Annotated in this window: 20 protein-coding genes; 13 read left to right on the top strand and 7 right to left on the bottom strand. The window is 62.4% G+C overall.

From position 1 onward, the window contains the following. Nucleotide 1 precedes the first annotated feature (1 nt). Nucleotides 2-1,018 carry a TIGR03617 family F420-dependent LLM class oxidoreductase gene (locus I7X09_RS10980; protein WP_200316777.1) on the top strand — a complete coding sequence of 339 codons (1,017 nt, stop codon included), beginning with the start codon at nt 2-4 and terminating at the stop codon, nt 1,016-1,018. Between the two features lie 30 nt (nt 1,019-1,048). Continuing rightward, entirely contained in the window at nt 1,049-1,600 is a 552-nt protein-coding gene (locus I7X09_RS10975; RefSeq protein ID WP_095968464.1) for a pyridoxamine 5'-phosphate oxidase family protein, read from the top strand. An 88-nt stretch (nt 1,601-1,688) separates the two neighbouring features. On the opposite strand, the gene I7X09_RS10970 is transcribed toward I7X09_RS10975, so the two are convergent. Then, entirely contained in the window at nt 1,689-3,221 is a 1,533-nt protein-coding gene (locus I7X09_RS10970; protein WP_200316775.1) for an FAD-dependent oxidoreductase, read from the bottom strand. 153 nt (nt 3,222-3,374) lie between these two features. Here I7X09_RS10970 and I7X09_RS10965 point away from each other — a divergent pair, with 153 nt between their 5' ends. The 7 genes from I7X09_RS10965 (at nt 3,375) to I7X09_RS10935 (ending at nt 11,113) form a co-directional block, all read left to right on the top strand. Then, nucleotides 3,375-4,001, top strand: a complete 627-nt coding sequence (locus I7X09_RS10965; RefSeq protein ID WP_095968846.1) for a TetR family transcriptional regulator — start codon at nt 3,375-3,377, stop codon at nt 3,999-4,001. 192 nt (nt 4,002-4,193) lie between these two features. Then, nucleotides 4,194-5,357, top strand: coding sequence for a steroid 3-ketoacyl-CoA thiolase (locus tag I7X09_RS10960; protein ID WP_200317778.1), 1,164 nt, complete (start codon nt 4,194-4,196; stop codon nt 5,355-5,357). Nucleotides 5,358-5,391: 34 nt separating this feature from the next. Further along, nucleotides 5,392-7,572 (top strand): acyl-CoA dehydrogenase, encoded by a 2,181-nt coding sequence (locus tag I7X09_RS10955; RefSeq protein WP_200316773.1) that lies wholly within the window; start codon nt 5,392-5,394, stop codon nt 7,570-7,572. Nucleotides 7,573-7,579: 7 nt separating this feature from the next. Continuing rightward, nucleotides 7,580-8,782: a lipid-transfer protein gene (locus I7X09_RS10950; RefSeq protein WP_200316771.1), complete on the top strand. Its 1,203-nt coding sequence runs from the start codon at nt 7,580-7,582 to the stop codon at nt 8,780-8,782. Then, nucleotides 8,782-9,651: a MaoC/PaaZ C-terminal domain-containing protein gene (locus I7X09_RS10945; protein ID WP_200316769.1), complete on the top strand. Its 870-nt coding sequence runs from the start codon at nt 8,782-8,784 to the stop codon at nt 9,649-9,651. The genes I7X09_RS10950 and I7X09_RS10945 overlap by 1 nt, the downstream gene beginning before the upstream one ends. Further along, nucleotides 9,651-10,301, top strand: coding sequence for a PaaI family thioesterase (locus tag I7X09_RS10940; RefSeq protein ID WP_095968470.1), 651 nt, complete (start codon nt 9,651-9,653; stop codon nt 10,299-10,301). Before I7X09_RS10945 ends, I7X09_RS10940 begins: the two co-directional genes overlap by 1 nt. 23 nt (nt 10,302-10,324) lie before the next feature. Then, nucleotides 10,325-11,113: an SDR family NAD(P)-dependent oxidoreductase gene (locus I7X09_RS10935; RefSeq protein ID WP_200316768.1), complete on the top strand. Its 789-nt coding sequence runs from the start codon at nt 10,325-10,327 to the stop codon at nt 11,111-11,113. 31 nt (nt 11,114-11,144) lie between these two features. On the opposite strand, the gene I7X09_RS10930 is transcribed toward I7X09_RS10935, so the two are convergent. Further along, complete coding sequence (locus I7X09_RS10930) at nt 11,145-11,969, bottom strand: mycofactocin-coupled SDR family oxidoreductase (RefSeq protein WP_124569632.1); 825 nt, start codon at nt 11,967-11,969, stop codon at nt 11,145-11,147. Nucleotides 11,970-12,104: 135 nt separating this feature from the next. Between I7X09_RS10930 and I7X09_RS10925 the strand changes: the two genes are divergently transcribed. Beyond that, nucleotides 12,105-12,263 carry a hypothetical protein gene (locus tag I7X09_RS10925; RefSeq protein WP_172436470.1) on the top strand — a complete coding sequence of 53 codons (159 nt, stop codon included), beginning with the start codon at nt 12,105-12,107 and terminating at the stop codon, nt 12,261-12,263. Between the two features lie 31 nt (nt 12,264-12,294). Here I7X09_RS10925 and I7X09_RS10920 read toward each other — a convergent pair whose 3' ends face one another. The 5 genes from I7X09_RS10920 to I7X09_RS10900 form a co-directional block, all read right to left on the bottom strand. Next, on the bottom strand, nt 12,295-13,791 hold the full coding sequence (locus I7X09_RS10920; protein ID WP_200316766.1) for a DUF222 domain-containing protein: 1,497 nt from the start codon (nt 13,789-13,791) through the stop codon (nt 12,295-12,297). A 76-nt stretch (nt 13,792-13,867) separates the two neighbouring features. Continuing rightward, nucleotides 13,868-14,383, bottom strand: coding sequence for a nuclear transport factor 2 family protein (locus I7X09_RS10915; protein WP_095968474.1), 516 nt, complete (start codon nt 14,381-14,383; stop codon nt 13,868-13,870). Nucleotide 14,384: 1 nt separating this feature from the next. Beyond that, nucleotides 14,385-15,281 carry a TIGR03619 family F420-dependent LLM class oxidoreductase gene (locus tag I7X09_RS10910; protein WP_200316764.1) on the bottom strand — a complete coding sequence of 299 codons (897 nt, stop codon included), beginning with the start codon at nt 15,279-15,281 and terminating at the stop codon, nt 14,385-14,387. Between the two features lie 10 nt (nt 15,282-15,291). Beyond that, the gene (locus I7X09_RS10905; RefSeq protein ID WP_124569635.1) at nt 15,292-15,762 is read right to left on the bottom strand and encodes a nuclear transport factor 2 family protein; all 471 of its coding nucleotides are present in this window, start codon (nt 15,760-15,762) and stop codon (nt 15,292-15,294) included. Beyond that, a complete protein-coding gene (locus I7X09_RS10900) occupies nt 15,759-17,420 on the bottom strand; it encodes a class I adenylate-forming enzyme family protein (RefSeq protein WP_095968477.1) in 1,662 nt (553 codons plus the stop codon). The genes I7X09_RS10905 and I7X09_RS10900 overlap by 4 nt, the downstream gene beginning before the upstream one ends. 254 nt (nt 17,421-17,674) lie before the next feature. Between I7X09_RS10900 and I7X09_RS10895 the strand changes: the two genes are divergently transcribed. From I7X09_RS10895 to I7X09_RS10885, 3 genes are read left to right on the top strand one after another with little or no spacing between them, the layout of a single operon-like run. After that, entirely contained in the window at nt 17,675-19,306 is a 1,632-nt protein-coding gene (locus I7X09_RS10895; RefSeq protein WP_397488172.1) for an AMP-binding protein, read from the top strand. Then, complete coding sequence (locus I7X09_RS10890; RefSeq protein ID WP_200316762.1) at nt 19,303-20,133, top strand: SDR family NAD(P)-dependent oxidoreductase; 831 nt, start codon at nt 19,303-19,305, stop codon at nt 20,131-20,133. The genes I7X09_RS10895 and I7X09_RS10890 overlap by 4 nt, the downstream gene beginning before the upstream one ends. After that, nucleotides 20,130-21,011, top strand: coding sequence for an LLM class F420-dependent oxidoreductase (locus tag I7X09_RS10885; protein WP_200316759.1), 882 nt, complete (start codon nt 20,130-20,132; stop codon nt 21,009-21,011). Before I7X09_RS10890 ends, I7X09_RS10885 begins: the two co-directional genes overlap by 4 nt. The last annotated feature ends 4 nt before the right edge of the window (nt 21,012-21,015 follow it).

Raw genomic sequence — 21,015 nt, 5'->3', positions numbered from 1 at the left:
CATGGAATTGGTGACCTCGCTACCTGCCGACACTCCGCTGCGGCAGGTAGCTCAGCACGTCGAACGCATCGAGAAACTCGGTTTCGACACGGTGCACATCTCCGAGACCGTCCGCGATCCTTTTGCGGTGGCAGCACTCGCCGTCGAACACAGCACCACCCTCACCGTCCGGACGTCGATGGTTGTCGCATTTGCGCGCAGTCCCATGGTGACGGCTTTGGCTGCGTGGGATCTGGCGGACTTCTCCGGTGGACGATTCCAATTGGGGCTTGCGACGCAGGTGCGGGGTAACATCGTCGGACGGTATTCGATGCCGTGGACAGATCCTGTTGCGCAACTGCGTGATTACGTCGGCGCTGTGCGTGAGATATTTCGAGTGTTCCAAACGGGCGGCAAACTCGACTATGCCGGTTCGCACTACACTTTCAACAGGCTGCAACCCTATTTCAGCCCGGGGCAGATCGGTGTTCCGGCTCCGGAGATCTGGACCGGGGGAGTGAACTCACGGATGTGCTCCCTCGCGGGCGACGTCGCCGATGGATTTGTGGCTCACCCCACCAGCTCGCATCCGAAGGTGCTCGCGGAGAGGATCATTCCGTCATTGACGGGCGGTGGGAGGAAGCCGAGACTGATTGCCGTTCCGAAGACGATCACCGGCAAAGATCGGGCCGCGATCATCGCGCAGCGAGAAGCGGCGCGCAGCGAACTCGCCTTTCTCTACTCCACTCCGGCGTACCGAGTCGCGCTGGAGGTCCTCGGATTGTCCGAGGTCGGGGAGGAGCTGACAGTGATGGCGCGGGCAGGTGACTGGGCCCAGTTACCTGCCGTCCTCACCGACGATGTTCTCGACATCTTGGTCACACAATGCACTTATGCGGAACTCCCCGACGTGGTGAGTTCGAAGTACGTGGGCCTCTGCGACGGGATTGCACTGTCGGTGCCGACGGATCCTGCAGACGACGGTGCCTTCACGGCGATGTGTGAGGAGCTTCGAGCCGCCACAGCCAGTGCCTCGTGACGTCCAGCCGGCGCGAACTACACTCTCGGCATGGGGCGCGTCTACGAAGGCATCGATGAAAAGCTCACCACGTGGCTGCAGACTCAACCGCTGTTCGTCGTTGCTACGGCACCGTTGTCTCCTGACGGGTTGATCAATTGCTCACCCAAAGGGGGAGTCGGATCGTTTGTGGTGCTGACATCCACCCGGGTGGCGTACATCGATCTCACTGGCAGCGGTGTGGAAACCATTGCACACGTGCGCGAGAACTCGCGGATAACACTGATGTTCATGGCATTTGACGGACCCCCGAAGATCGTACGACTGCACGGTCACGGACAAATTCTGCTTGCAGGATCGGAACCGTTCAACGAGCTTGTCGGCAGGTTCCCTGAGCACCCGGGGCTGCGGTCAATCGTCGTGGTCGATCTGACGCGCATCTCGGATTCGTGCGGATACGCAGTACCGCTGATGGACTACCAATCCGATCGTGACGTGCTCGACCGCGTGGCGGAGCAGAAGGGGCCGGAGAGACTCGTCGCCTATCGCGCCGAGAAGAACGCGAAGAGTGTGGACGGCTTACCCGGCATCGACGCGGACTGATACAGCATCGCGACACCGTGAGAAGGAGAATGGGGCAACCGATTTCCATTCGGCTGCCCCATCATCTGCTGCTCTACGATCTAGTGCGTCACTTCGCCATGTCCTGGGCTGCTCGGTAGGAGAAGACCATGGCAGTACCGAGCGGAACTCCGGGGCCGGGGTAGAAACGCCCGCTCAATGAAGCACTCGTGTTGCCGGCGGCGTACAGACCGTCGATGGCGCTGCCGTCGGCGCGCAGGACACGGCCGTCGACATCAGTAACCAATCCGCCCTTGGTGCCGAGGTCACTGAGGACGATGCGGGCTGCGTAGAACGGACCGTTCTCGACGGCCGTCAGTGCCGCATTCGCGCCGCCGTTGGGTGGGCAGAAGAACGCGTCGTACGGGTCTTCGCCGCGGTGGAACTCTTCGTCGACGCCCAGTTTTGCTGCATCGTTGAACTTTTCGACGGTGCTGCGCAGCGCGTCGGCCGGCAGTCCGGTCTTGGCGGCGAGTTCTTCGAGCGTATCGGCGGCGACCCACGTCCCGGCTTCGAGATGCTTGGCGGGTGCGGTATTCGGGATACAAATGGCGGGCAGCCCGCCACCCTCGCGCGAGTCGAAGATCATGAACGACGGTACGGCCGAACCGTTGTCGTCGTGCGCATCCATCGCTCGCCCGAACTGGTCGTACGGAAGCGACTCGTTGAGGTAGCGCTCTCCAGCGTTGTCGACGACAAGTCCGCCGCGAACGCCGACCATGAAGGCGGCGCTGCCGTCCGGCTGCTCGACGCCGGGGCAGAACCACGCCTGATCGAGCAAAGCGGTTGCGCCACCGACAGCGATACCGGCAGAGATCGCATCGCCGGTGTTGGCGCCGAAGGGACCCATACTCCAGATCGCCTTGCCGGGGGTGCCGGCCTGCTCACGCATCTCGGCGTTGCCTTCGATGCCGCCCGCTGCCATCAGGACACCGCGGTTCGCCTTGATTCGCTGGGTTTCGCCACCGGATTCGACCTCGGCCCCGACGACTCGTCCGTCCTCGACGATCAGGGACGTGAGAGTGGATTCGGTTCGAAGTTCTGCCTTGCCCGTGCTCTGGACTGCGGCCAGCAGGCGGCCGATCAGTGCGCGCCCACCGATCATCGGGCCGGGCGCATGGCCTCGACCGGTGCGGTCTTGGTCGAGTTCGGGACGCACCTTGCCGGCGAGTTCACCGATGTCCGCGGGATCGAGATCCAGTGGGTTGATGGAGCGTCCCGTGTCCATCCTGCCTTCGGCTTTGTAGTAGTCGGGGAACGCGCGGAACTCGAATTCGATGTGCGGGTTCTGCTCGAGTAGGGCGACGACATCGGGAGCGGTCTCGACATAGGCGTTCTGGCGCTCGGACTCGGAATCGCCGAGCAATGCGCGTAGATAGGTGCGTGCGTTCTCCGTCGAGTCGGGGAGTCCCGCACGTTCCTGTACCTGGGTTCCCGGCAGCCAGATGGATGCGCCCGAGTACGCGGAAGTTCCGCCGAAGCGATCGGTTTTCTCGAGGACGATCGTCGTCAATCCTCGAGCTGCCGCGGTGTATGCGCCGGTCAGCGCGCCGCCGCCGGAGCCGACTACCAACACGTCGCACTCGGTGGTCCAGTCCTGCATCATTGCGTCCTTACTCCAAGAGGGTGGGGTGTCCACGGAATACCGCACGGAGAGAGAAGGCCATGCCAGGTCCCACTGAGCGGGCAATATGCCGAGATGGGTGGTCGAGATGAGAGAATTGGCGAGGTCGTTCGCGACCGGGACACAGAATCGATGATGGGGGCGACGTTGCCGAGAATTGCCGAGGTCAGGGACGCTGCAGAGCCCAGTTCGGACGAGCAGCGGGCGCGCCATGTGCGGATGCTGGAAGCGGCCGCCGAATTGGGGACCGAGAAGGAACTCTCACGGGTACAGATGCACGAGGTCGCCAAGCGGGCGGGCGTGGCCATCGGCACTCTTTATCGCTATTTCCCCTCGAAGACGCACCTCTTCGTCGCTGTGATGGTCGAGCAGATCGATCAGATCGGTGCCAGCTTTGCCAGGCATCAGGTTCAGTCGGACAATCCACAGGATGCGGTGTACGAGGTATTGGTTCGCGCCACTCGCGGGTTACTGCGTCGGCCGGCTCTCTCGACTGCGATGCTGCAGTCGTCCAGTACCGCCAACGTCGCGACGGTGCCGGACGTGGGCAAGATCGATCGCGGATTCCGGCAGATCATCCTCGATGCGGCTGGGATCGAGAACCCCACCGAAGAAGACAACACCGGGCTGCGTCTGCTGATGCAGCTGTGGTTCGGGGTTATCCAATCGTGCCTCAACGGTCGAATCTCCATCCCCGATGCGGAGTACGACATCCGCAAGGGATGCGACCTGCTCCTGGTGAATCTCTCACGACACTGACGTGACCTCGCCCCTCCTCGGGGTGGGTTCGTCATTTCTTCAAAATTGAAATCAATTCTATTTTTGGATCGGCACTGGTTCAGAGTTGATGTCAATCCGGACATTGCCCTGACATCATTAATAGAATAAATTACAGAAAATTGAACGGTGAGCCAGCTCACCGACCGAAAACTCCACGAAGGAGCGAACATCATGGGTCATGCAGTCATCGTCGAGGCCGCTCGGACACCGATCGGCCGTCGTCGCGGCGCCCTGGCGGGACTGCACCCCGCCGAAATTCTGGGAGCAGCGCAGCTCGGCGTTCTCGAGCGGGCAGGCGTAGCACCGGAAGACATCGGACAGATCATCGGTGGCTGTGTCACCCAGGCGGGTGAGCAGTCCAACAACGTCACGCGGCAGGCGTGGTTGCACGCCGGATTGCCGTACAGCACAGCGGCAACCACTATCGACTGCGCCTGTGGATCTGCCCAGCAGGCAGTGCATTTGATCTCCGGCCTGATTTCCTCCAATCAGATCTCGGCCGGTATCGGCTGCGGCGTCGAGGCCATGAGCCGTGTGTTCCTGGGCCAGGCAAATGCGCCCGGAACGGGGAACCCGTACCCGGACGACTGGACCATCGACATGGGTGATCAGTTCACCTCGGCGCAGCGCATCGCCGAAAAACGCGGCATCACGCGCGCCGACGTCGACGCCTTCGGTCTCGAGTCGCAGCGCCGCGCAGCCCAGGCCTGGGCGGAAGGCCGCTTCGACCGCGAGATCGTTCCTGTCAAGGCTCCGGTGGTGGACAAGGAAGGCGCGCCCACTGGTGAGATTGCCACTGTCACTCGCGACGGGGGACTGCGTGAGACGACGGCAGAAGCGCTCGCCGGGCTCAAGCCGGTTATCGAGGGCCACATCCATACCGCCGGAAACTCGTCGCAGATCAGTGATGGCGCCGCTGCGGTACTGCTGATGAGCGAAGAGCGCGCACAGGAACTGGGATTGAAGCCCCGCGCGCGGATCATCGCGTCCGGCATGATCGGATCCGACCCGTTCTACCACCTCGACGGTCCCATCGAATCCACCCAGATGGTGCTCGACAAGGCCAAAATGACCTTGGACGACATCGATCTCGTCGAAATCAACGAAGCATTTGCATCCGTCGTGCTCTCCTGGGCGCAGGTTCACGGCGCCGACCTGTCCAAGGTCAACGTCAACGGTGGTGCGATCGCGCTCGGGCATCCCGTCGGCTCGACGGGTGCTCGTCTGATCACCACTGCGCTGCACGAACTCGAGCGCTCGAACAAGTCGACGGCTCTGGTCACGATGTGCGCCGGTGGCGCTCTCTCGACCGCCACCATCATCGAACGCATCTGACCCGTACTGACACTGTCGAATTGACGAGGTAGACATGACTATTGGATTGAGTGAAGAAGATCGTGACCTCCGCGACTCCGTACGGGGCTGGGCGGCGCGTCACGCAACACCCACCGTCATCCGTGAAGCGGTCGAGGCGAAGGTCGAAACCCGCCCCCAACTCTGGAACGGGCTTGCCGAGCAGGGACTTCTCGGACTGCACGTAGCCGAGGAATTCGGCGGTGCCGGATACGGATTGGTCGAACTCGCTATCGTCGTCGAGGAACTGGGACGCTCGATGGTTCCCGGACCGTTCCTGCCGACGGTAGTGGTCAGCGCCGTACTCAGCGATGCCGGGGTGACCGGCAGGCTACCGGCGCTCGTGGACGGCAGTAATCTCGGAGCTGTTGCACTGCAGCCGGGTTCACTGAAGATCACACGCGACGGTGGTGTCGCCACTCTGAGTGGTACGTCCAGCCACATTCTCGGCGGTCATGTCAGCGACGTGTTCCTGCTCGCGACCGACAGCGGATTCGTGTTGCTCGAACGCGATCGTCTCGAGGTCACGGACTTGGCCAGCTATGACGTCGTGCGTCGTAACTCCGAGGTCACCGTCGATGGTTTGGTCCTCACCGATTCCGAGATCCTCACCATCGATACCCAGCGTGTACTCGACATTGCCGCAACACTGTTCGCGGCCGAGGCATCAGGCTTGGCCGACTGGGCAGTCACGACCTCGGCCGACTACGCGAAGGTGCGTCAGCAGTTCGGTCGCGCGATCGGCCAGTTCCAGGGAGTCAAGCACAAGGCTGCCCGCATGCTCGCTCTTGCCGAGCAGGCGCGCGTCTGCGCTTGGGACGCTGCGCGTGCGCTGACACCGGCGAACGGCGTCGGTGCCGAAGAGGCTTCTCTCGCAGCAGCAGTCGCCGGAGCCACGGCCCTGGAGGCAGGCTTTTCCGTCACGCGTGACTGCATCCAGGTGCTTGGCGGAATCGGTTACACGTGGGAGCATGACGCGCACCTGTACCTGCGCCGCGCGCAGTCCTTGCGAATTCTGCTGGGTTCCACGGCATCTTGGCGTCGTCGTGTTGCGGAGCTGACCATTGCCGGCGCCCGTCGCGTGCTCAGCATCGAGTTGCCGCCGGAGGCAGAGGCGATCCGCGCCGACGTTCGCGCTGAACTTGCTCCTGCTCTCGAACTCGAAGGCGCCGCACAGAAGACGTATCTCGCGGAAAAGGGCTACACCGCACCGCACTTCACGGCTCCGTGGGGCAAGTCCGCCGATGCTGTCAGCCAGCTCGTGATCGCCGGGGAATTGCGCGCGGCGAAGATCAAGCCGCACGACATGATCATCGGCAACTGGGTCATCCCGACGCTCATCGCGCACGGCAACGAAGAGCAGCTTGCCAAGTTCGTCCCGCCGTCACTGCGCGGCGACATAGTCTGGTGCCAGCTCTTCTCCGAGCCCGGCGCAGGTTCCGACCTCGCGGCCCTGAGTACCAAGGCTACCAAGGTCGACGGTGGCTGGAAGCTGCAGGGCCAGAAGGTGTGGACGTCGATGGCACGCGACGCGCACTGGGGAATCTGCCTCGCGCGCACCGACGCTGACGCACCCAAGCACAAGGGCCTGTCCTACTTCCTCATCGACATCAAGAACAGTGGCCTCGACATTCGTCCGCTGCGCGAGATCACCGGTGAAGCACTGTTCAACGAAGTCTTCTTCGACGACGTCTTCGTTCCTGACGAGTGCCTGGTCGGCGAGCCAGGCGACGGCTGGAAGCTCGCTCGCACCACGCTGGCCAACGAGCGTGTCTCGTTGTCCAACGACTCGTCTCTCGGATCGGGTGGCGAGGCTCTTCTGAGCCTGGTCGACGGACTGCCCGGTGGCATCGACAACGAGCAGTTGACCGTTCTCGGAAAGGTGCTGTGCGACGCGCAATCCGGCGGTCTTCTCGGTCTGCGCACCACGCTGCGCTCGCTCACCGGCGCCCAGCCGGGCGCCGAGTCCTCGGTGGCAAAGTTGATCGGTGTCGAGCACATCCAGCAGGTCTGGGACGTGGCAATGGAGTGGGCCGGGCCGAGTTCACTTCTGGGCGAACAGCATCGGATGTCTGCAACCCAGATGTTCTTGAACTCGCAGTGCATGTCCATCGCGGGTGGTACAACCAATGTTCAGCTCAACATCATCGGTGAGCGAATCCTGGGTCTGCCTCGCGACCCCGAACCGGGAAAGTGACCTGCACATGAGCAATCGCACCTTCGTCATCGGCGTGGGCATGACCAAGTTCGAGAAGATCGAGACCCGCGACTGGGAATACCCGGACATGGTGACCGAAGCCGTCTCGAATGCCCTGGCCGATGCCGGCATCGGCTACGACCAGATCCAGCGCGCCGCAGTCGGTTACGTGTTCAATGCGTCGACGGCAGGACAGCGAGCTCTCTACGAGACCGGTCTGACCGGCATTCCGATCGTCAACGTCAACAACAACTGCGCCACCGGCTCGACGGCACTGATGACGGCGCGCGAATGGGTCCAGGCCGGGCAAGCCGAGTGCGCTTTGGCCGTCGGCTTCGAGAAGATGACCAAAACTGCACTGACCGGCACCGGTGAGATGCCCAAGGTCACGACTTTGGACTCGCAGCTGAAGATCATGGTCGAGGACTACGGTTTCGCGCGCTCACCCATGACTGCGCAGCTGTTCGGCAATGCTGCCGTCGAACACATGAAGAAGTACGGCACGACGGTCGAACAGATTGCAGCCGTGGCGGTCAAGAACCACAAGCACTCGGTCAACAACCCGTATGCGCAGTTCCGTGACGAGTACACCCTCGAACAGGTACTCGGTGACAAGATGATTCACGATCCACTGACACGTTCGCAGTGCTCGCCGACTTCGGACGGCGCCGGAGCCGCGATCGTCGTGAGTGAGAAGTTCGTCCGTGAGCACGGACTCGAGGGCCGAGCGATCGAGATCGTCGCTCAGGCCATGACCACCGACACCGAGGCAGCATTTGCCGAGAGGTCGATGATCGACGTTGTCGGCGCGCCGATGACGGCGGCGGCCGCCGAGCAGGTCTTTGCCGAAGCCGGCATCAGCATCGAAGACGTCGACGTCATCGAGCTGCACGACTGCTTCGCGATCAACGAGATCATCACCTACGAGGGCCTGGGGATGTGCGCTGTCGGAGAGGGCGGAAAGCTCGTCGAATCCGGCGCGACCACGTACGGCGGCCAGTGGGTCGTCAACCCGTCGGGTGGTTTGATCTCGAAGGGACACCCGCTGGGCGCGACGGGGCTGGCCCAGTGCGCCGAACTCACGTGGCAGCTTCGCGGGACCGCGGACGCTCGCCAGGTCGAGGGCGCACGAATCGGATTGCAGCACAACCTCGGACTGGGCGGCGCTTGCGTCGTGACGGTCTACCGAGCCGGAACTTTGGAGAACTGATGGCTATCGATCTCGATGTGGCGTTGTCCGCCGAACCGACAGTGCGCGAAGCGTCGTGGACCGACCGCGACGTCATGCTCTACCAGTTGGGACTCGGAGCAGGAGCGAATGCTCTGGATCCCGCAGAACTCACCTGGGTGTACGAAAAGGGTCTGAAGGTACTTCCGACGTTTGCAATGGTTGCAGGCCAGGGAGTTTCGGCGGGTGTGCTGCCCGCACCGTCGATGAGTATGCCGGGAATCGACATCGACCTGCGCAAGATTCTGCACGGTGGGCAGTCGCTGACACTTCACGCGCCGATCCCGTCGACGGGTGCTGCTCGTATTTCCTCTCGGGTCGCCGACGTCTGGGACAAGGGAAAGGCAGCTGTGATCGTTCTCGAGACCGCGGCGCACGACTTTGACGGGAACCCGTTGTGGACCACCGGAATGCAGATCTGGGCGCGCGGCGAAGGTGGCTTCGGCGGCAGTGCCGGTCCCGAAGTTGTTGCCGGGGTGCCCGATCAGGCGCCCGACAAGGTACTGACGTCGAGCACGAGTCCCTCACAGGCGCTGGTGTACCGACTCAGTGGAGACATGAACCCGCTGCACGCCGATCCTGCCTTCGCGAAGATGGCGGGCTTCGACGCTCCGATTCTGCACGGCCTGGCGTCGTACGGCATCGTCTGCAAGGCAGTGGTGGACGGAATCCTCGACGGAGATCCGACGAGGGTGAAGAACTACTCGGTGCGGTTTGCCGGTTCGCTGTTCCCCGGCGAATCCATCACCACCTCGGTATGGCAGGACGGCAACACGTTGACGTTGGCGGCGACCTGCCCCGAGCGCGAGAACTCCCCGGTTCTCACACACGCAACAATGGAGATCAACTGATGGACCTCGGTACACACCCCACGGCAGCCACACACCCGGGCGGCACGATTCTGACATCGCCGCCGCAAGACGCCCCCGTCGACCGGGCCACGGCAGCAGCCCGACGCGTTGTCGACGCGATGCTGCGGACCGACCGCGAAAACGCCAACCTGGACCGGGTTGCGGAGGAGCTCAACAGCATTGCCGAGCACCTCGAGCAGCACTCACCCGAGGTGGCTGAGCGTTTGATCGACATGTGGAACGGTGAGGGCGTGACTCGTCACGATCCGGTGACCGGCCCCGAGAATGCCATTGCGCCGCCGCTCGTTCTGGAAGGGCTCGCTGACGGGTCGGTGCAGGGAGTGGTCACGTTGACGCTGCCGTACCAGGGCCCTCCCGGCCATGTACACGGCGGTGTTTCGGCGCTGCTGCTCGATCACGTTCTCGGCGTCGCGAACGCCTGGGGCGGAACTTCCGGCATGACAGCACAATTGAGCACTCGGTACCATCGCCCGACTCCGCTGTTCGAGCCCCTCACGATCAGCGGCAAATTCCTTTCCAAGGACGGCCGCAAGATTCACACCGTCGGTGAGATCAAGACTGCGGACGGCGAATTGTGTGTATCGGTAGAGGGCCTGTTCATCGACAAGACCGTGCCGCGCCCCAGGTAGGGGTTCTGACGAAGGAGGGCCCAGTGGGCAAGCTCGACGGACGTGTAGCAGTGGTCACCGGTGCCGGTATGGGCATCGGGCGCGGAGTGGCGGGCGCGTTCGCGCGTGAAGGCGCGTCGGTGTTGGTTGCCGAGATCGACGAGGCAGCGGGCCTCGAAACCACCCAGTGGTTGCGGGACGAATGGGGCGCGGAGGCTGAGTTCATCCGTACCGATGTCACCGACAAAGCGCAGGTTGGCGCCATGGTGGACCGGGCCGTCGAGCGGTTCGGGCGCCTCGACATCCTGGTCAACAATGCTTGGCGGACTTTCGGTTTCGCTCGGCTCGAGAACATGACCGACGAGCAATTGCGCGGCGGTTTCGACATGGCAGTGATGGCCGCTTTCTGGGCCATGCAGGCCGCGTTGCCGGAACTCGAGCGTCACGGCACCGGCCGCGTGATCAACATGTGCAGCCTCAACGGGGTGAATGCTCACATGTACTCGGTGCAGTACAACGCGGCCAAGGAAGCATTGCGAACGCTGACTCGCACTGCTGCCCGCGAGTGGGCCCCCAAGCATGTGACCTGCAACGTCATCTGTCCCGGTGCGCAGAGTGCGGCGTACAAGCGTGTCGCCGAAGCCAATCCGGAGAACGTGGCAGTGATGGCCGCACAGAACCCGATGGGGCGGATCGGCGATCCCCTCGACGACATCGGCCCCGTTGCGGCCTTCCTGGCGAGTGACGACAGCCGCTACGTCACCGGCAACACCCTCTTCGTCGACGGCGGCGGGCACATCAACGGTGTGCAGTGGGCGCCGACCGTCGACTGATCGGCAGTTCTTCGGCTCGAGATTGCGGTGTCTATTTGGCCGTGAAGCCGGCGTCGACCGGCAACGCGATACCTGTGACGTATCGAGCCTGATCCGAAACCAACCAGGCTATCGCGTTGCTGACGTCGGCAGCCTCGATCAGCCCGACGTTCAAGAGGTTGCCCACGTCGGCTCCGCTCGATGTGGGGGAGTCCGCAAACAGTTTCGCGACGGCGTCGTTGACGACCATGGGTGTATTCGCGCCCGTCGGGTGCACGGAGTTGACACGAATATTGTGGGGAGCAAGCCAGTGCGACCACGTGCGACCAAGCCCCACGATGGCATGTTTACTCGCGCAGTAGCCGTCGGACCCGCCGGTGCCGTCACCTCCGCGACCGACGAGTCCCAGTGTCGATCCGGTCAGGACTATTGCGCCGCCTGTCCCTTGCTCGATCATCGGGGGCGCTGCGGCCTGGACGGTATTCCAGACACCGAAGAGATTGACCTCCATCTGGTCGCGGAAGGCGCGAGCATCGTCGACGTCCGGAGACATCATGCCGATACCGGCGTTGGCCAGGACGATGTCGAGGCTGCCCAACTCCGCAATTCCTTCGGATACTGCAGCTTCTAGCGCAGGTAAATCGCGAACGTCGACTTCTCGCGCGACGACATGTCTCCCGAGGGCCTCGACCATTGCCGTTGTCTGCCTCAAATCGTCGTCGGTTCCCATCGGGTAGGCCACCGATTCGATCTGACGGCAGATGTCGAGCGCAATGATGTTCGCGCCCTCCTGCGCCAGTCGCACGGCGTGGCTTCGGCCCTGACCTCGGGCGGCTCCGGTGATCAGTGCGGTTTTGCCTTCCAACTGTCCGGGCATGGGTGCTCCGTCCGTCGAGATACATGATTACTCGGTCATGAGTAATGACTCGAGCGGAAGGCGAAACTCGTCGCCGGCGACGTAGTCTGAGTTCAGATACAGCGGGAACTCGCTTCGGAAGAGAAGGGGCTCGGTATGTCCGATTGGGAGAAGAAGTTCGAAGCTGAAGCCAAGGGCCTCCTGGCCGAGGCTGAAGAAGAACTGACCGTCCTCGAAGGTGTCGACACCATCGATCCGTTTGCCGAAGAGGATCCGTCAGCGGGAGATGACGACACCAAGCCGACGTCAGATTGACCCCGGCGACACGTCGACGCACCTCGGCACCTCAGAACGGTGGCGGGTCGTCTCCGTAATCGATGGGTTCTCGATGGGCTCGCGGTGATTTCCGCCGCTCACATTGAATGTGCTCCTGTGCTCGTTTCTGTATCCGTCGGCGTTGACGATTGCGTTCGGACTGGATACGGGCGGCCTTGTTCTCCGCCTGGGTCCGCCGATCTCGACCGCACTGCGGCGGTATCGGGCCGTGCGGCCCGGCCATCAACCCTGCGGGGCGTGTTCGGTAGCAATGCCCAGTCGGCGATGTCAGCGACATGGTCCGATCCTGGTTCGACGCGAATCGCCACCGGTCGGAATGCTTGAGGCGATGGTGGTTGCGGCAGAACGCACTCATATTCGATTCGACTGTCTTGCCGCCGCGTTCGGGGTCGCCATGATGGAACGGTTCATTGTGGTCCAGATCGGAATTCCAGGCCGGGACATCACAATGCAGCCATTGGCAGCTGCCCGCGATGATCCGCAACCAGGTATCGAGAACTGAACCAGGCCGGTAGACGTACGCCGAACCGGGCACCGATTCGGTGGCGGTATCAGCGGGTACTCGGACGTTTCGAATTACGGCGTCTTGGGTGATGTCGCGAGCATGCTCAGCGCTGATCACCCCGTACCCGTCGAGGTGAGCGGGCTCGCCGCCTCCGCGCAGAGTGAAATCAGTCATCACGACGTGAACCACGGGCCGACGAACGACAACACCACCGCTACGATCCTGCGGGCAATCAGCTCGGCCACAGTTGCACGGCAAGAACGGTGATCCGTTGGTCAACTCGAAGAGCGCGTCGGCTCGTCGCTGCTCGTATGTTCGAGAGTCGTTTCGGCATACCGACATTGCCAACTCGCGTAGTCGGCCGTCGAATGCCCGAGCCTGCTCTGCCGGAATGCTGCCCAAGATCTTTGCCATCCCGTCCTCGGCAGCGCTGACCCCGACGAACCGATCGGTGAGAGCACGGCGTCGGCGTTCTCGCATACCTTCCGGGTCCACCATCGCCACGATCCGATCGATCGCCGCTGTCAGTCGCCTTCCCGTCAAGCCCGTTCCGCCGGCTACTGGTGGGGCGAGAACCTGCTCGAGCAGTAGTCGTTCCACCTCGTCGATCAATTCGTCTTTCACGTTCGCGGTCGCGGAATCGATCAAACCAACTCGGTACAGATCCAACTCGCCACGCGCCATCGCCGCTCGAGTGCGATGCAAACGAGTCTTCAACGAGAACCCCAACCCGATCAGCTTGCCTGCAGCCGCGCGGCCCATCGTCAGTGACGCACCGACTTCCGATTCAGCCAACTCGTGTGCGGTCGACGACCACGCACCACTGGCGGCATGCTCTGAGCTTCGCCGCGAAAAGAACTCGGCAATCACAGCGAGCTTGCGTTCGACCAGCATCGCCTCACATGCGTGCAGATCTGTCATGAGATCAACCAGCGCACAATCAGTTTCGGTACCGGTCAGCTGCGCTGAGATACCGAAAAGCTCTGTCGTGGGGTTGAACATGCATTCATCATATTCGAATGCATGTTCGAATGCAGCTGAATCTTCAAATCAGTCGGAATAGTCCGAATCGTGAACCTCAACGCATTTCAAGGGTTTGGCGTAGTGCTGTCAGCGGATCCGAGGCATCTCGACGCCCACGCGGACCAGGCCCTTCGGGGTTGACGAAGCGGCCCTCGTCCGAGCGGGTCCACTCTCGTACGGCCCATCGCTCCTTGATCGCCCAACGACCGTCGCGTCGCTCCATGTGGTCGATGAATCGCGCACCGCTGGTGAAGTTGACCATCCCGATGCCTTCGGGACCGCCCCAATGTGTGGACATCGAATACGCCTCGCTGATCGCCTGGTCGCCGTGTAGTTCGACCAGGTGGTTGCCGATGTGATGCATCGTGCCGCCGATCGCCGAGAGTTTCGGTGTGACCCAGGCGATGTACTCGTCTATGTTGCCGTCGAAACCGGTGTGGTGGTCGATCGCGTCCGGATGGTAGGCGCTGCGGACGAGATCGAAGTCGAGGCGGTCGATGCCGCGACAGTACGTCAGAACTACCTCACGGATTGCCTGCTTGTCGATGAGATCTTGCAGTGCCCGGTCCATGTCACGCCTCCTTGATGCTGCTCATCCAGTCGAGTAGTTCTGGTAGTTCTTCGGCTGCGCAGTCGAATACGGCAGGTCGAAAGACGACGACGGACGCGCCGCGGTCGAACCAGTCCCGGGCTTCGTCTGCCGTTGCCGAGAGGTCGACGGACCCGTTGTCGCGTCGAATCGGTGCTGCAGATACTTGCACACGTGCGGTATCCGGGTCACGGTCGTGGGCCTCGAAAGTGTTGCGCAGCAATGTGACACTGTCGGAAAACGTTCCCAGATCGGTCGGGTTCACGGTCCAACCGTCGGCGACGCGTGCGATGCGGTCGAAGTTCCGCTGACTTGGTCCGAACCCGAAGAGCACTGGTACTCGGGGCTGGATCGGCAGTGGGAGGCTGTGGTAGTTCTCGAAGGCGAAGTCGCGTCCCTTGAAGTTGGCCGGGGCATTGGTCCACAGTTCGCGACACGCTGCGACAGTCTCCTCCATGCGCCCGAATCGCGCATCGAAAGGCATGTTGGTGGCAGTGTATTCGGCTTCTTGCCAACCGACGCCGAAGCCCATCACAGTTCGACCTTCGGACAGTGAGTCGAGTGTGGCAACCTGTTTGGCGAGCAGAGCCGCCGGACGAACAGTGGCGATCAGAACCGACACCCCGAGGCGAGCACGTTCCGTCACTGCCGCGATCGAGGACAGCAATGAAATCGGTTCGTACCAAGGGTGATCCAAGGGGAACAAGAAGTTGTGTTCGACTACCCGCCGAGCGTGTGCGTCGGCATTGAACCCGAGGTGATCGCCGGTGCAGATCAGATCGACTCCGGCACGGTCAGCGCGCGCGGCGAAGTCCAGAACCGGGCGAATCTTGCCGTCGAACAGGGCCTCGAGGCCCAGAACGTTGACGCCGATTTCCACAGTCGTTCCTCTACAGCGCACGCTTGGCATGAGCGGACATGTCGCCCATGTTGTCCATACAGAAGAGTCTCGAGCTGAACTGCCACGATCCGTCGACGCAGCTGAAACGATCGAAGTAACGCCCCGACAGGATGGGTTGCAGGGCAAGTGTTTCAGTGCCTTGTATGACCGTGATGTACGAGAGCGCCGACGCCGATTCGCCGTCGACTGCGATCCGCGTGTTTGTCAGCAGGTGCTTGGTTCGTGGAATCGGAGGATCGCCGTACATGCGAATGAAGCCACTGCAGGCTGCGAACACGGCATCGGCGTCGGATGAAATGAGCGTGGTGGCAATCCCGTCCGGCCCGCACTGCCCGTAGTCGGACCGGGCGAACAATGCGGCGACTTCACGCAATCTGCCCTGATCGATCAGATGCGTGTACTCGCAGAGCAGGTCACGGATCGCCGACTCGGCGACGATCCGTGACAGCTCCGCGGTCATACGGTGATCTCGCGCCGAACCATCTTGCCGGTTGCGTTGCGAGGCAACAGATCATTGGTGATGCGCCACTTCGACGGCACCTTGAAGTAGGACAGGCGCTCGGCGGCGTAGTCGCGCAATTCGGCCTCCGTGGTGTCCGCTCCGGGACGCAGGACCACCACGGCGGACACTTCCTGGCCGAGGTCGGGGTGCGGCATGCCGATGACAGCGCACTCGATCACGTCGGGGTGTTCGTCGAGCGTCTGCTCGATCTCGGTGGGGTAGACGTTCTCGCCGCCACGCAGGATCAGGTCGGAACGACGGCCCGTGAGACGGAGACGACCGTTCTCGATGACGCCGAAATCGCCGGTGCGGAGCCAGCGTCCGGGTGCGATTGCAGACTCGGTGGCCTCGTCGTTCTCCCAATATCCGAGCATGACGAACGGACTGCGTACGCACACTTCACCTTCGATGCCGTCCGGCAGCCACTCCCCGAAGGGATCGCGAATCTCCATCGAGACGGTGATGATCGGACGTCCGAGAGTGCCTGGGAACTCTTCGAGTTCGGCGCCGACGGCGACTGCGATGGCGGTGCTGCATTCGGTGAGACCGTAGCTGTCGACCAGAGCATTGCGTGCGAACGGCACCTGCTCCTTGAGTCGTTCCTTGAAAGCGGGTGACGACGGCGCCGACGCCAGCGAGAATGCAGTCAGCGAGGAGACGTCGTACTTGGCGATGTTGCCGTGTTCGAGTAGACGCGACGCCATCGTCGGCACCGCACCCCAGTTGGTGACGCGCTCGCGTTCGACCAATCCGAGAACCTTGTCGACGTCGAAGCCGCCCTCGGTCAGGATGACGGCACTGCCCGTCGCGAGACGGGGGACCACCAGATTGTGCAGGCTGGCGATGTGGAAGAGCGGGGAGGTGAGTAGATAACGCAGTGGGCTCGGCTTGGAAGCGTCGTACTCACGGCCGGTGAATGCTGCGCCGATCGCGTCGCTGTACTTGTGGTAGTCGACGACGGCCATCACGTTGCGGTGCGAGTGGAGTGCGCCCTTGGGGCGGCCGCTGGTACCACTGGTGAACAGGATGACGGCGGGATCGTCCTCGTCGATGTCGGTGCTCGGCACGTCGGAGCCTGCATATTCCGCGATGAGCGCGGGCAGATCCTCCTCCATGGTGAGGACCGTGATGTCTGCCGGCAGTTCGGGGAGGGCGGCGCCGCGCTTGGCGTCCACGACCAGAACCTTCGGACGTGAGAGCTCGATCCCGTGGGTGACCTCGCGCGGAACCCACCAACCGTTGAGACCGACAGCGATCGCGCCGAGCGCCTGCGTCGCGAAGAACGTCATGACCCATTCGGGAGTGTTGGCAGCGAGGATGCCCACACGGTCGCCCTTGCGGACTCCGTACTTGTCCCGCAGAGCAGTTGCCAGCGCGGCGACGGAATCGGCGTGCTCGGTGAACGAGATTCGACGATCGCTGGTGACGAGATAGTCGCCGTCGCCCCAGGCGCGAGACGCCGAGATGAGTTCACCGATGGCGTGACCACGGTTCTTCATCACGGGCATGACGGTGCCGAGAACCTCTTCTTCGACGATCTCGAATGGCCCACCTGGACCGGTGAGGCGTGAGACCGCCTGGTCCAGAAGCAACTGCGGATCTGCGGGGGCAGTCATGGAATGGCCTTTCGTATTGTGGCGCTTTTCACGTCACAAAATCTCACGAGAAAATCATATCTGTGGCGGCGGTTACCACTGAGCGAGACTGAGACGGTTCCGGCTTTGAGGCGTCGATACGTTCGAGTCGTATCGCAGTTGGAGTAATCGACATTCCGATATCGACTAGGACACAGGACACGATGACGAACACCGCCACCGAAGCATCTTCGAATGCAGCTCTTGCAGCTCCTCAGCGCGAGGACGTCGCGCAGATGTTGATCGACCGTCTCGGTGATCAGCACTTGGGTCTGCGGACGCGGACCCAGGACTGGAGCTGGGACGAAGTGGTGCGCGAGAGCGCAGCGCGTGGCTCGCTTGCGAAGTCGCTTCGCGCGCCTGGACCGTTTCACATCGGAGTCCTTCTCGAGAACGATCCCGAGTTCCTGTTCTGGCTCGGCGGCGCGGCCCTGACCGGAGCCACGATCGTCGGCATCAATCCGACCAGGCGTGGAGCCGAGCTCGAGGCCGAGGTCCGGTACGTCGACTGCCAGCTGATCGTCACCGACAAAGCGGGCTACGAGAAGTTGTCCGGCCTTGACCTCGGACTGACCGAAGACCGTTTCGTGCTCGTCGACGACGCGTCCTACCCGGACAAGATTGCAACGCATCACGTCGAATCGCCTCAGATCGACCTCGGCGTCGACGCGTCGACTCTGTTCCTGCTTCTCTTCACCTCGGGTACCACCGGAATGTCCAAGGCAGTTCGGTGCAGCCAGGGGCGCCTGACACGGTTGGCCTACGCGAACTGCGCCAAGTACGACATCGACCGCGACGATGTCTGCTACTGCTGCATGCCGCTCTTCCACGGCAACGCGCTGATGGCCCTGTGGGCGCCTGCCCTTTCACAAGGAGCCACCGTCTGCCTCGTCCGCAAGTTCACCGCTTCGGGCTTCATGCCGGACGTTCGGTTCTACGGCGCAACATATTTCACCTACGTCGGTAAGGCCTTGGGGTATCTCATGGCGACGGCAGAACAACCGGACGACATCGAGAACACCCTCACACACGGATTCGGGACCGAGGCTTCGCCGGGGGACAAGGCAGAATTCATCCGCCGATTCGGTGCACAACTTTTCGAGGGATACGGCTCGAGTGAAGGTGCCGGTTCGGTGGTGCTCGATCCGAACCAACCGGCCGGAGCGCTGGGCCGACCCGCGAACGAGAACATCGTCATCGTCGATCCCGACACCCGCGAAGAGCGTCCCCGCGCGATCCTCGACGAGCACGGTCACGTGCTCAACCCCGACGAATCGATCGGCGAGATGGTCGACAAGGCCGGATCGAAGAAGTTCGAGGGGTACTACAAGAACGAAGACGCCATCGCGGAGAAGATTCGCCACGGTTGGTATTGGACAGGCGATCTCGGCTACGTCGACGAGGCCGGCTTCATCTACTTCGCCGGACGCAAGGGTGACTGGATCCGGGTCGACGGTGAGAACACCTCGGCGCTGATGATCGAGCACATCCTGCGTCGTCATCCGAAGGTGATTGCCACGGGTGTCTTCGCGGTGCCGGATCCGCGTTCGGGTGATCAGGTGATGGCTGCGATCGAGGTTGCCGATCTCGCCGATTTCGATCCGGTCGAGTTCGCTGACTACCTTGCCGCGCAGGCGGATTTGGGTACCAAGGCGGCGCCACGATTTGTTCGCGTTTCGACCGACCTGCCCGTCACGGGCTCCAACAAGGTTCTCAAACGTGAGCTTCAGGCCGATCGCTGGCGTACCGACGAACCAGTGTTCCACTGGGTGGGCCGCGGCACTCCCGAATACACGTTGATGACCGAAACTGACGTGGTGAATCTGGAGAAGGAGTTCGAGACACACGGCCGTTCGCGGTTCCTGTGAGTGGAGTTGCGCTGGTCACCGGCGCTTCCCGGGGGATCGGCCGAGAGTGCGCGCTTGCATTCGCGCGCGCCGGATTCGACGTAGCAATCACTGCTCGCACCGTTCGTGAAGGAGAGGGGCGGGCAGCCCCGCGAACCAGGCAAGGCGAGCAAGTGATTCCGGTGCCCGGCAGCCTGGAGACGACGGTTGCCGAGATCGAGTCCTTCGGTGTGCGCGCATTGGCCGTTCCGATGAACCTGCTCGATCTGGCATCCGTCCGCGGCGCCGGTGAACGGGTGCTGGCAGAGTGGGGACATGTCGACGTGCTGGTGAACAACGCCTACGCGCAGACGGTCGGGAACATGGACCGGGTGCTCGACGTCGAGATCGACGACGCTCAGGCGATGGTGATCGGAAATTATCTGCACCAACTCGCTCTGGTTCAGGTGATACTCCCGTCGATGATCAAGAGGGGCAACGGCGTAGTGGTCAACCTGGCATCGGGTTCGGCGACCTTCGATCCGCCTGCGCCGCCCGGCGAGGGTGGTTGGGGTTTGTCGTACGCCGCGTCGAAGGCGTCGTTCGGACGTATCGCCGGAGCGATCAACTCCGAGTATCGAAACGCCGGAATCAAAGCGTTCAACCTGAGTCCGGGATTTGTCATCACGGAATCAGGTAAAGCCCGCGGTGGCGCGGAAGCAATAGTGGAAGCCGGATTTGCGGCCACACCGGCATCCGTACCCGCTGCAGCGGCGGTGTGGCTTGCAACAGATCCCGATGCGGACCGGTTCCTCGGTCGCGTCGTGGACGGTCCGAAATTGATGGCGACACTGGAGGAAACGGTATGAAGCTCGGCGTGGTCGTTCCGGTCGAACTGGGTCGAAGCGGAGACCCTGATTGGATTCTGCAATTCGCCCGTGCGGCTGAATCGCTGGGTTTCGACGAGATCTCGGCAGTGGAGCACTCGGTGGTCATCGCCGACACCGAGAGTGAATACCCCTATTCTCCGACCGGCAAATCGCATCTTCCCGATGACTGCGACATCCCGGATCCGCTTGAACTGCTCTCGTTCGTGGCGGGTGCGACAACCACGTTGGGCTTGTCCACCGGAGTTCTGGTGCTGCCAAATCACAATCCGGTAGTGCTCGCCAAGCGATTGGCGACGCTCGATCGCCTTTCGGGCGGGCGATTGCGCATCTGCCTCGGTCTGGGGTGGATGAAGGAAGAGATCGAAGCGTGCGGCGGTGACTTCGAGCGCCGCGGCAAGGTAGCCGATGAGGCCATCGCGGTGATGCGTGCACTCTGGGTGGGCAAGGAAGCAGTCGATTTCGACGGCGATTACTTCTCGTTCAAGGGTGCGTACAGCTGGCCGAAACCTCATCGCGAGTCCGGAGTTCCGCTCTACATCGGTGGACACAGTCTTGCTGCTGCTCGGCGTGCCGGCCGGTTGGGTGATGGTTTCCAGCCGCTGGGACTCGCCGGTGAAGATCTCGACAAGGCCATTGCAGCGATGAAAGCTGCTGCGGTGAAGGCAGATCGAGATTCTGCCGACGTCTCTCTGGTACTCGGTGCGAGCCTGCCCAGGCTCGACGAAGCGAAACTCGAGTGGGCACGCGGGTTGGGAGCCGATCGAATCGTGTTGTCCGCGAGCCGTCGTGGCACGTCGTTGGAATTGATCATCGACGAAATGGCTGAATGCTCGAAGCGGCTGGGGCTCGGCGCGTAGTCCT

Source organism: Rhodococcus sp. P-2, from assembly GCF_016598535.1.
In the GTDB taxonomy this organism is placed as follows: Bacteria; Actinomycetota; Actinomycetes; order Mycobacteriales; family Mycobacteriaceae; genus Rhodococcus_F; species Rhodococcus_F baikonurensis.
This window is presented reverse-complemented; position numbering and strand designations above follow the sequence as displayed.

What these genes read in the sequence shown, in the direction of transcription:
- I7X09_RS10905 (WP_124569635.1), bottom strand. Translation starts at nt 15,762, where the DNA reads ATGACCGCGGAGCTGTCACGGATCGTCGCCGAGTCGGCGATCCGTGAC.
- I7X09_RS10915 (WP_095968474.1), bottom strand. Translation starts at nt 14,383, where the DNA reads ATGGACCGGGCACTGCAAGATCTCATCGACAAGCAGGCAATCCGTGAG.
- I7X09_RS10970 (WP_200316775.1), bottom strand. Translation starts at nt 3,221, where the DNA reads ATGCAGGACTGGACCACCGAGTGCGACGTGTTGGTAGTCGGCTCCGGC.
- I7X09_RS10895 (WP_397488172.1), top strand. Translation starts at nt 17,675, where the DNA reads ATGTTGATCGACCGTCTCGGTGATCAGCACTTGGGTCTGCGGACGCGG.
- I7X09_RS10925 (WP_172436470.1), top strand. Translation starts at nt 12,105, where the DNA reads ATGTCCGATTGGGAGAAGAAGTTCGAAGCTGAAGCCAAGGGCCTCCTG.
- I7X09_RS10965 (WP_095968846.1), top strand. Translation starts at nt 3,375, where the DNA reads ATGATGGGGGCGACGTTGCCGAGAATTGCCGAGGTCAGGGACGCTGCA.
- I7X09_RS10930 (WP_124569632.1), bottom strand. Translation starts at nt 11,969, where the DNA reads ATGCCCGGACAGTTGGAAGGCAAAACCGCACTGATCACCGGAGCCGCC.
- I7X09_RS10940 (WP_095968470.1), top strand. Translation starts at nt 9,651, where the DNA reads ATGGACCTCGGTACACACCCCACGGCAGCCACACACCCGGGCGGCACG.
- I7X09_RS10955 (WP_200316773.1), top strand. Translation starts at nt 5,392, where the DNA reads ATGACTATTGGATTGAGTGAAGAAGATCGTGACCTCCGCGACTCCGTA.
- I7X09_RS10975 (WP_095968464.1), top strand. Translation starts at nt 1,049, where the DNA reads ATGGGGCGCGTCTACGAAGGCATCGATGAAAAGCTCACCACGTGGCTG.
- I7X09_RS10900 (WP_095968477.1), bottom strand. Translation starts at nt 17,420, where the DNA reads ATGACTGCCCCCGCAGATCCGCAGTTGCTTCTGGACCAGGCGGTCTCA.
- I7X09_RS10920 (WP_200316766.1), bottom strand. Translation starts at nt 13,791, where the DNA reads ATGTTCAACCCCACGACAGAGCTTTTCGGTATCTCAGCGCAGCTGACC.
- I7X09_RS10980 (WP_200316777.1), top strand. Translation starts at nt 2, where the DNA reads ATGGAATTGGTGACCTCGCTACCTGCCGACACTCCGCTGCGGCAGGTA.
- I7X09_RS10950 (WP_200316771.1), top strand. Translation starts at nt 7,580, where the DNA reads ATGAGCAATCGCACCTTCGTCATCGGCGTGGGCATGACCAAGTTCGAG.
- I7X09_RS10945 (WP_200316769.1), top strand. Translation starts at nt 8,782, where the DNA reads ATGGCTATCGATCTCGATGTGGCGTTGTCCGCCGAACCGACAGTGCGC.
- I7X09_RS10885 (WP_200316759.1), top strand. Translation starts at nt 20,130, where the DNA reads ATGAAGCTCGGCGTGGTCGTTCCGGTCGAACTGGGTCGAAGCGGAGAC.
- I7X09_RS10960 (WP_200317778.1), top strand. Translation starts at nt 4,194, where the DNA reads ATGGGTCATGCAGTCATCGTCGAGGCCGCTCGGACACCGATCGGCCGT.